Here is an 8,968-nt window from a genome sequence, read left to right on the forward strand (position 1 = left end):
TCAGAACGGACATTGATTGAGCCTGTCACCTCGCCACCCCGCGACCAGGTGATGCTGCGACTGACGCTGGACTCCAAAAGCCCTTCGCGTTTCAGCCACCTAATATCAATCGAGCGGTAATCGTCTGTCGTGTTTGCCCCGAACTGCCAGTGCCGCCCGCTACCTATTCCGCCCATGCCTCACCTCAGGATTTTGCCGAAATCATTTGAAAACTTGCCCATTATCGGTTCCCGGCTGCTTTTGCTTAGAAACGGGTGTTTCCGGCAGTGCCCCTGAGACGCGCATAGAGCGCCGCTGAGCGCCCTTTCCGCATTTGGCACCCCCAACCAGACCTCAAGCCCTCATACCGCTTAAATCGCCGCTCTGGCGCGCTTTCATGGCCTGTTTGAGCGGGCGGGCAATGTCGAACCGTTTCTTGAGCGCAGTTGTGCCCCTGATTTGCCCCTGCGGCGCGTCATATCGGCCAGACCTTTCGCGGCCACCGAATACCCGCCCCCTGACCGGCTTGCGGGTGTTAGGCACCAGTTTGCCACGATACATGCGTTCAGACGGTTCGCCCTTCCCAAGATAGGCGGCGAGGTAGAAGCTGGATCGTTCCGGGTGCGTGTCTTTCGCCAGATGCCACGACCCCCAGACGCTACAGGCGAACTCGCCCTCTGTCCGACCCTGCGCCGTGGTGCGAAGCGTGTGGCTTAAGGGTTCGCCAAGAAGATCGGAGAGATAGGCCCCGATGGCCTTTTGCTTTCCGCGGGGCAGATGAAAGGCGAGGTGCCAGTGCTCGCCCAGCTCTGATGTTGTTTCGCGCACCCAAAGATACTGGAAACCGCCGCGACACCGTGCGCCGATCCATTTTCTCAGCAACTCGACAAGGTAGGCAATTCGCTCGACGGGTGGTTGTGCAAAGAGGGGATTGGCGTTGTCGTGATGGTAGAGCGACGACCAGCGAACCGTGAGAAGCGTGTTAACCGGGAAACCGAGAATGGCCGCGCACTTTGCCGCTTCTATGAAATTGGTCTGCGAACCTATCGGCAAGCCGTCTGTGCATTTTTCTGGTGACTGGATCGTTTTAGTGATCTTACCGGCCACCGCGTCCAGCGGGTGTGCTGCGGTTGCGGCTTTGAGAGCCGCCCCTTGCGCACCCTTGTCTGCTAATGTGTTTTGATGTGGGTTCTGATGGGAACAGTACGGTACAGGTAACGCGCGATCTATATATATAGGCCGCTTCCGTAACTCGGGCGTTTCAGCCGTTCCGTTTGAACTTGATGCGGTAAATTGCGTGTCCATTTTCTTAACCTCGATGTGCCCGCCGTTCCTCCCATTTCGACCGGCAAGATGTTGTTAGTGGATGGTGCTGCTTTTGGTTTCGTTCTCGGTAAGCCATGCCTCAGCCGCTTCCTTTCGGATGCGTTGAATGCCGCCGATAGTGACAACAGCGGGTGTTGCGCCTTGGCGCTTGAGTTTGTGCCAGGTAGATCGGCTAATACCTACGGCCTGACAGAAGTCAGCCACGGTGAGCAGGGGTAAAATGTCCATATCTTGTTGTCCATGTATGAGCAGATACGACGGATTGTACCGTCTCGTCCCTTGCAGCTCAAGGAACAAAGATCGAACATGGGTATTTTTATGCGATTACGTAATTCCGCAAGCTTGAATTTCCCTTCTTCTTCTTTTTCTTCTAGAATCTTCTTACTTCAGTGGCCGTAAGCTGCTGACTTAAAGACATTAATCGGCCTAAATCTTAGGAATCGGGCGAGGACAGATTAGTTTTGGGGCGGTTATCCATTAGTTTTGGGGCGGTTATCGCTTAGGAATCGGGCGGTTTGTGCGTCACCTGGATCGAGACACAAAACCTTGCCTCTGGCATGGCTTTACTCTTAGCTTTGAGCGAATCGCCAGCTAACGGAAACGCTTTGTCAGAATCGACCCGCCCCAAAACTAATAATACGCGAACACTCGATGTCGCCCCGAACATGGGCGAGATGGTGAAGCCTGCCGAACTGATCGAGGTTAAGGGCGCGTCCAGGCTGACGCTGGCAGATAGGCGCTTGTTCAACGTGCTGTTGCGTCATGCCTTTGGGCCAGATTTGGCGTCAGAGGGCAGGCGCTTTGAAATCGCGGTTGCTGACCTAAGAGAAACACATGAAAGCAATGATCGGCTTGTGCAGTCGATTGAAGCCCTTATGACAACCGTGGTGACGATCCAGCGCCCGGATGGATCAACCGACCGCGTGCAGCTCCTGGGCTGGAACAACCTGTCAGACCCTAAGCGGAAGCGCGGCAACCTCAAATATTCGATCCCGCCCGAGCTGGCATTGCTGCTCAAGGATTCCACCGTCTTTGCCAAGCTAGAGCTGGAGGTGCTTCGAGCCTTCACCTCGAAATATGCACTGGCCCTTTATGAAGCCGTGGCGCGGCGCGTGCGGCTCAAGCATGTGTTCACTGAACGGTTTGCCCTGGATGACTTCCGGGAACTCTTAGGCGTGGAAGCTGACAAGCTGACGACCTTCGGAAACCTGAACCAATACGCGATTAAGCCCGCGCTCATGGAAGTGAACGCCCTGTCAGACTTCACCGTGACCGTGATGCCTGAGAAGACAGGGCGGCGTGTCACCGGCGTTCTGATCGGCTGGGGCGCGAAGGACATTGAAGGCCGGAAAGCCGCTTACGCTGAATTGCAGCGCCCCCGCGTGGGCCGAAAGGCGCGGATCACCGGGACTGTTGAGGACATGTTGCCACCTGAGGTGATAGAACCGACAACAGAAAGCAGCGATCCTTGACTCCAAAGGATCAAATGCCGCACGGTCTATTTGACGATTTGAACGAGCTGAAACCAGCTTGTGGGGGCATACAAATGGAAAATTCAGCGGGTTTCATACCAGCAGAGTGTTTTCCATTCCGTTTGTCCTTCGGACAAGGAAGCGGGCGCACGCGAAGAACGCCCGCTTCGGGTTCACCGGTTTCTGCGGTGAATATGTTTGCAGATCATGGACGCTACGTGCAGCGTGAAATAAATCACGAAGCAATAGCTGTAGACCGCATCTATGCCGACCAATTTACTTGGTACAGACACTGTATTCGCGGATGCACTTATGCTGCCCGCGAAATCGCCAAGTTTGATCACGTTCGCCATCAAATAGCCAAAGTGTGCCGTTCCTTTGATGTGAGAAGCAAGATCGTGAAGCACCGTCATAACGGAATACCTCCTTTGCCAAGTTAGCCGCTGGCTGGTCGATCTGCTCAAGCGGGTAGCCGACCAGCCTAATCGTGGAGGTTGAGAAGCCGGGTCTGGTAGCCGCCAGACCCGGTTTCGATTTTTGGACCTCTTTTTCCACGATTTCGGACGCGGGTTCTCCTCCCGACACAGCACGAACTGTACGGTAGAGAGGTGTCCGTGAAGTTGGCGCTGTGCGTTTGCCAACCCTAGATGCAAAAAAGCGGCGCTCACTGCTATGAGTGAACACCGCCCTAAGCTGTCCGGGCCGCACTGAATCGCCGTGGTGCGTGACCGGAGAATGATCTGCTGATTTACTGCGGACTGTATGCATTCTCAGTCTCCCACATTCGCTTGGCGGCTGCTTGAATTTGAACGAGTGGATTTGTGAGTTTGATCAAGCTGAGCTGCCGCATGTTATGTGTCACCTGGAAACAGGTGCCCCTGGATGTGTTTGAATTATGAGGTTGCAGAAGCCTGCAATCCTGAATATCGACGCCGATGTCGTAGTATTTCTGATTCTGTTCTCGGCGGTATGTGAACATGAGATCAGAATATCTGGCACCAGCATTCTGACAACCGGCCTTGAACGCACATCCCTGCATTTGGTATCGATCCCAAAATTTGGGAACGGTTATGGCTAAAAAGTATAGAGGGCTCGCGCTATTCATAGCGCCGACCAAACGGTTGAACCCGCAGATTATTAGGTTCATGTTTTCTCACCTGATCCATAAATTCTTCGATGGCGAGCAGAAGAAGGCACATCGCACACTGCAAGTTGTGCGTGATCATCGAAGAGGCAAACGCCCTTTCAGCAAACACAGCTTGCCCAAAGTTTTGAAGGATGAAACGGCGATCACCTACGCCATGTTGGAGTCTTTCGCGCGTGAAGCGGGTGTACCAACATGGCTCTTGCTGCTTTTTACCCGTTCGCTTTCAGATAGTATTGATTTTCATAAGTCCGTCGGGAAAATATCTGAGTTGGAGCGAGAAGAAATCGCCTTAAACATAGAGCGGACTATCCGCTTTCTTGGCAACATTCGTAGCCAGCTTGACCCCAACCTGAATGAAAATCAGCTTACAATGAGCGATCTGGACGAATGGATCGAGCTATATCTTGCCTCAGAACCTACCCAGGACGATCTGGGTTTACCGCTGCCTGACAAGTAGTGCTCTGCAACAAGTGAATAACATTGTTGACCGTTGCCGCGTGCCACTTTCCGCCCCGTGCGGTTTTGATGCCCCGCGCATTCATCTCCGCTGCGATCTGGCGAAGGGATGCGCCCCCTGCCCTGATTTGCTCGATCACCGGCAAGACGTTCTCTGCATGGGCCAGCGCCCGCGCCCTGTTCACCGCCGCGCCCTTTCGCGCCGCCTGACGTTGCTCGGAAGCCCGCTCAGGGATAGACCAGCCCAGCTTGACACCGCGTGCCTTCGCTGCCGCCAGCGCCGCCTTAGTGCGATCCGATATGGCTTGCGCTTCATGCTCTGCCACCGCCGCCATGACGTGCAACAGGAACCGATTGGCTTCTGGCATATCCGCCGCCGTGACCTCGACCCCGCTTTCTAGAAGGTTCGCAATGAAGGCGACATTGCGGGCGAGACGGTCCAGCTTGGCAATGAGCAACACGGCCCCTGCCCGCTTCGCCTCTGCCAGCGCCCGCGCCAGCTCCGGGCGATCTGACCGCTTGCCGCTTTCGACCTCGACAAACTCTGCGACGACCTCGCCCCGGCCCAGGACGTGCGCTGCCACCGCCGCGCGTTGCGCTTCCAGCCCCAAGCCGCTCTGGCCCTGGCGTTCTGTTGATACGCGAAGATAGGTGACGAATTTCATGGCGCGGCCCTTTCGATCCTAGGGGAATCTTAGGGTGTATAAAAACCCTACGTCCGTTGTGTCTCTATACAGATGTATGCATTTACGTAATTATGCAAGTGCGTATGTGTGAAATTATGCATTTGCGGCTTCGCGGATTTGCGATAGCGTCCCGAACTATGAAAACGATACTCATAGCCGCTCAGAAAGGCGGGGCTGGCAAGACAACGCTAGCCCGCAATCTTTCTGTTGCCGCTGCACAAGACGGCCTCAGAGTGCTTTGCCTCGATCTGGACCCGCAAGGCTCACTCAGGGCGTGGTGGGAAAGCAGGGATGCTGACACACCGGCCATGCTGGACCGTGACCCCGCCCCTCATGCGCTCAAGGCAACACTGGACGCGGCCAAGGCGCAATTCGAACTCTGCATAATCGACACGCCACCAGCGGCCCCAGAATGGTTATCTGAGGCGCTTGGAGCTGCTGACCTGGTGCTGATCCCGGTTCGCCCTTCCCCCGACGATCTGCGAGCCGTAGGCGCAACCATAGCCGCCGTGAATGCTGCGAAGGTGCCTTTCGCCTTTGCCCTGTCTCAGACACCGCGTGCGCGGATCACAGAAGAGGCGGCCCGCGTCCTGGCGCAGCATGGCCGCGTTGCCCCGGTGAATATCGCGCAGCGTGTCGCCTATGCCGAAACCGGCGCGACCGGGCAGGGGGTATCCGAAACAACCGACCAGAAGGCGGGGGCAGAGATTGCCGCCGTGTGGGATTACGTGAAAGGGATTCTGGATGGCTAAGAAACCCGTGGCCCTCGATGGCCTATTGAACACCGAAAGCCGCCCGACTGATACCGGCATACCGCAACGCGGGGCAGGGCAGGGTGCAGCTCAGGACAAGAAACCGGCAAAGCGCCCAGGTGAGAAACGGCTAACGCTCGCGCTCGATGGCGAGACCTACAAGCGCCTGAGGCTTCATGCCGCCGAAACCGACCAAACGCACCAGGCGATATTGGAATCCGCCCTTGCGGAATACCTTAAACGCACAAATGCGTAGTTACGTAAAACCTCACAACGCGAGGGTAAATTTCGAGCCTCATCGCAACAATAAACCAACCTCCATTAGGAACTGGCTTGTTCCTGCGAAATCCAGAATGATAAGTTTATGAAACGCAAAGACGGTAGACCAAAGGTACGAGCAAAGCGAAACCTTCCTGAATTTGAAGGCGGGTTACGTGATAAACACCCTCGCCTTGCATCTGATAAAACTGGGAAACAGCACAAAACTGTCTCGATGTTCTCTGGGTGCGGAGGCATGGACTTGGGTTTTGAAGGAGGTTTCGAGGTCTATGGAACACACTATGAACGGCGTCCATTTAAGATAATTGCTGCTTATGACAACCTTGATGATGCTCTAGAGACGTATCGCTTAAATATTGGCGATGAAGCCAAAAACCTTGATCTAGAAAAAGCCGAAGCGCGGGATCTTCCGGCAGCGGATGTGCTGATTGGTGGCTTTCCGTGCCAAGACTTCTCATCTTCTGGCCCTAAGACTGGCCTCGCAGGAGAACGCGGTCAGCTCTACACGTCCCTCGCCCGTTATATGCACCATCACCGCCCGAAAGTCGTTGTCGGAGAAAACGTTCCTCACCTAGGGCGTCTGTCTGGGGGATCGTATCTTGAGCGAATATTGGAAGACTTTGAAGCAGAGGGATACTCTTTTAGAGTTTGGAATATTCACTGTCCAAGCTACGGACTACCTCAAAGTCGGCGGCGACTATTCCTGATTGGCGTACGCAACGATCTATCTGGATTCCCGCAAAAACCGAAACCAACACACGCAAATTCATATTTTACCGTTGATCAAGCACTGCATGATCTTGAGGCTATCGGAGACGAAAAGGTTACAAATCAGAGCCAGTATTTCATAGCTTCACGCGCAACCAGTGGTGGAGGCCAAGGAGACCATACGAACAAACGTAATGATGTTGCATACTGTATTCGTGCTAATGCACGCGGTCGCATTCAGTTCCACTATGCTCTAGATCGGCGGCTAACGGTGCGAGAGTGCGCTAGATTACAATCTTTTCCAGATGACTTCGTCTTCCCCTTCACAACACAACGCAATTTAACGCTTATCGGAAACGCTGTACCGCCCATAATCGGTCACTTGGTGGCTGGGTCTATTGCTGCTTTTCTTGATGGCAACAACGCGCAGGACATGAATGACACCTGTGACTTCCGCAGCACTCGAAACGTTAGCCAGTTGAGCCTTGCACTGTAATATGTCCAGCGATAGAGATTTAGTAGAAACGTTCCTCATTCCTGTTCGCAAGTGTGCCAATTATCGGCCTGCTTTTGGGCAGTCAAAGTCAGATGGCGTAGGCTTCGAGCAGTTCGAGCGCATCTATGGTGATGACCCCTTCTACTCACTTATTGGGATGACAGTTCCATCCGTCTACGCTGCTCATAGGGCCGCAGGTGGCATGACCTCCGTTTACCGCCAACTTGGAATTGGTGCTGAACGCTTATTCCGCGCAGTTCTAAGCAATCAGCTTGGCCTAAGTGCGCCGCAGTTGGCGTGGTCATATGAGTATCCAGCGGGCAAGAAGATGAAGGTCCATACGTTGGATGCCCGTATCACACTTGATGACTTGCAAGAAGAGCGCAGAGAAGCTCTCACCAAATGGATGGAAGGTGCCCTATCTTCTATTTCTAGACCAGCTGACGCTGCTACCAAAGGCGTCGTGTTTGAGGTCAGGCAAGGCTATAAAAGCGCGGACTCCAAACGTCAAAATGCGGATTTGCGCTATGGCTTGAACGCATATCAAGCCCGAATGCTTCCAGCCTTCGCCATATTTTCTAATCAGGTAAGCGTTCCAGTTATCGAACGTTACCGAAACGATGGCATGATCGTCTTGACAGGACTACTGGATGGCGACGTGTACCGCTCAACATTCACGTTTCTGTCGGAAGTCGCCGGGTACGATCTCATTGCTTTTTTGAACGAAACCAAGACGAAATCCGCACCGAAGTTCAATCGGTAGTGAAAACACTTCTTACACCTGAATAGGTCGAACACCTCAGCGGCCTAAGCTCGAACAGCACAAAATCCGGTGCTGACCTTTCCATGATAAGGGAAAGAACCGACCCCATTTATCGGGGCGGTTTTGGCCGTTCTGATGCACCGCAAAATGCGCCTTTGAAGCGGTCAATCCGGCACGGTTTCTATCTTCACACCCAAAACTGATTACGCCCTTGGAAAACAAGGGTTTCTCGAACTGACAAAGGGGTGAACATAGAGCCCCTATTTCCTGCCAGTTTCACCCCATCATTTTCACCACCAGATGGAAGGTGGGACAAAAGGTGCATACAACCGCCATATCCTGCCAAGGTCTGACCCTCATTACTGGGGCTTGTGAGGATGCGAAGAAAGCGGCCCTATTTCCTGCCACCTTCGCCACACAGAACGAGGCGGGCAGGGCGGCAGGCCAGCGTGTCTAAATCAGCCTATTTTAGAAACGACCCGCGAGGCGGCGCAGGTGGCCCATGATCCCGACCAGGGCGCGATCTGACAGGGCGTCGTGTTCCCGACAAAGCCGCTCATAGGTGCGCCAGTGCATCCCCTTGGGCTTGCCCCAGTCGCCGCCTTCCAGGATGCCACCAGGCCAGCCCATTTTGTCGCGGATACGATCTGCCCGCCGTGCAGCTCGATCACCCGACTTTTCGCGCTGAGAAGCGTAGGCCAACTGGTAGCAATGGCGGCAAGCAAAGATTGCCCCGCCGTAGAGAATGGCGACCCGGCGACCGCACCCACGGGCAGGGCAGAGAAACCAATGCCGTTCACCGCCCATGTGGCAGGGCGTGGTGTCGAGATAGACGGGATAGCGTTCCGGTTTCCATTCCCCGCCTCGATCCCGCTGACGATAGTCCAGGATCAAACGCCCTGGC

At 54.6% G+C, this 8,968-nt stretch carries 10 protein-coding genes and 1 pseudogene; 6 read left to right on the top strand and 5 right to left on the bottom strand.

Annotated features, from left to right (window positions below; all coding sequences use genetic code 11):
- Window positions 1-333: 333 nt before the first annotated feature.
- Entirely contained in the window at window positions 334-1,284 is a 951-nt protein-coding gene (locus tag ACZ1HN_RS00005) for a hypothetical protein (RefSeq protein WP_472725947.1), read from the bottom strand.
- A 54-nt stretch (window positions 1,285-1,338) separates the two neighbouring features.
- Window positions 1,339-1,533 carry a helix-turn-helix domain-containing protein gene (locus tag ACZ1HN_RS00010; protein ID WP_472725948.1) on the bottom strand — a complete coding sequence of 65 codons (195 nt, stop codon included), beginning with the start codon at window positions 1,531-1,533 and terminating at the stop codon, window positions 1,339-1,341.
- 377 nt (window positions 1,534-1,910) lie between these two features.
- Here ACZ1HN_RS00010 and ACZ1HN_RS00015 point away from each other — a divergent pair, with 377 nt between their 5' ends.
- Complete coding sequence (locus ACZ1HN_RS00015) at window positions 1,911-2,777, top strand: replication initiation protein (protein ID WP_472725949.1); 867 nt, start codon at window positions 1,911-1,913, stop codon at window positions 2,775-2,777.
- Between the two features lie 173 nt (window positions 2,778-2,950).
- Here ACZ1HN_RS00015 and ACZ1HN_RS00020 read toward each other — a convergent pair whose 3' ends face one another.
- Complete coding sequence (locus ACZ1HN_RS00020; RefSeq protein WP_472725950.1) at window positions 2,951-3,190, bottom strand: hypothetical protein; 240 nt, start codon at window positions 3,188-3,190, stop codon at window positions 2,951-2,953.
- A 732-nt stretch (window positions 3,191-3,922) separates the two neighbouring features.
- Between ACZ1HN_RS00020 and ACZ1HN_RS00025 the strand changes: the two genes are divergently transcribed.
- Window positions 3,923-4,381, top strand: a complete 459-nt coding sequence (locus ACZ1HN_RS00025; RefSeq protein ID WP_472725951.1) for a hypothetical protein — start codon at window positions 3,923-3,925, stop codon at window positions 4,379-4,381.
- Here ACZ1HN_RS00025 and ACZ1HN_RS00030 read toward each other — a convergent pair.
- Window positions 4,341-5,045 (bottom strand): recombinase family protein, encoded by a 705-nt coding sequence (locus tag ACZ1HN_RS00030; protein ID WP_472725952.1) that lies wholly within the window; start codon window positions 5,043-5,045, stop codon window positions 4,341-4,343. The two genes, ACZ1HN_RS00025 and ACZ1HN_RS00030, sit on opposite strands and share 41 nt — an antisense overlap.
- 158 nt (window positions 5,046-5,203) lie before the next feature.
- On the opposite strand from ACZ1HN_RS00030, the gene ACZ1HN_RS00035 reads away from it, so the two are divergent.
- The 4 genes from ACZ1HN_RS00035 to ACZ1HN_RS00050 all read left to right on the top strand — a co-directional run bounded on the left by ACZ1HN_RS00035 (window position 5,204) and on the right by ACZ1HN_RS00050 (window position 8,064).
- A complete protein-coding gene (locus ACZ1HN_RS00035; RefSeq protein WP_472725953.1) occupies window positions 5,204-5,818 on the top strand; it encodes an AAA family ATPase in 615 nt (204 codons plus the stop codon).
- Window positions 5,811-6,074, top strand: coding sequence for a CopG family transcriptional regulator (locus tag ACZ1HN_RS00040; protein WP_472725954.1), 264 nt, complete (start codon window positions 5,811-5,813; stop codon window positions 6,072-6,074). The genes ACZ1HN_RS00035 and ACZ1HN_RS00040 overlap by 8 nt, the downstream gene beginning before the upstream one ends.
- 108 nt (window positions 6,075-6,182) lie before the next feature.
- Window positions 6,183-7,301, top strand: coding sequence for a DNA cytosine methyltransferase (locus ACZ1HN_RS00045; RefSeq protein WP_472725955.1), 1,119 nt, complete (start codon window positions 6,183-6,185; stop codon window positions 7,299-7,301).
- 1 nt (window position 7,302) lies between these two features.
- Window positions 7,303-8,064: a hypothetical protein gene (locus ACZ1HN_RS00050; RefSeq protein WP_472725956.1), complete on the top strand. Its 762-nt coding sequence runs from the start codon at window positions 7,303-7,305 to the stop codon at window positions 8,062-8,064.
- A gap of 468 nt (window positions 8,065-8,532) precedes the next feature.
- Here the strand turns inward: ACZ1HN_RS00050 and ACZ1HN_RS00055 are convergent.
- A pseudogene (locus ACZ1HN_RS00055) lies at window positions 8,533-8,968 on the bottom strand (hypothetical protein); the annotation flags it as partial.

It is taken from the genome of Tateyamaria sp. GN1-10, from assembly GCF_055693845.1.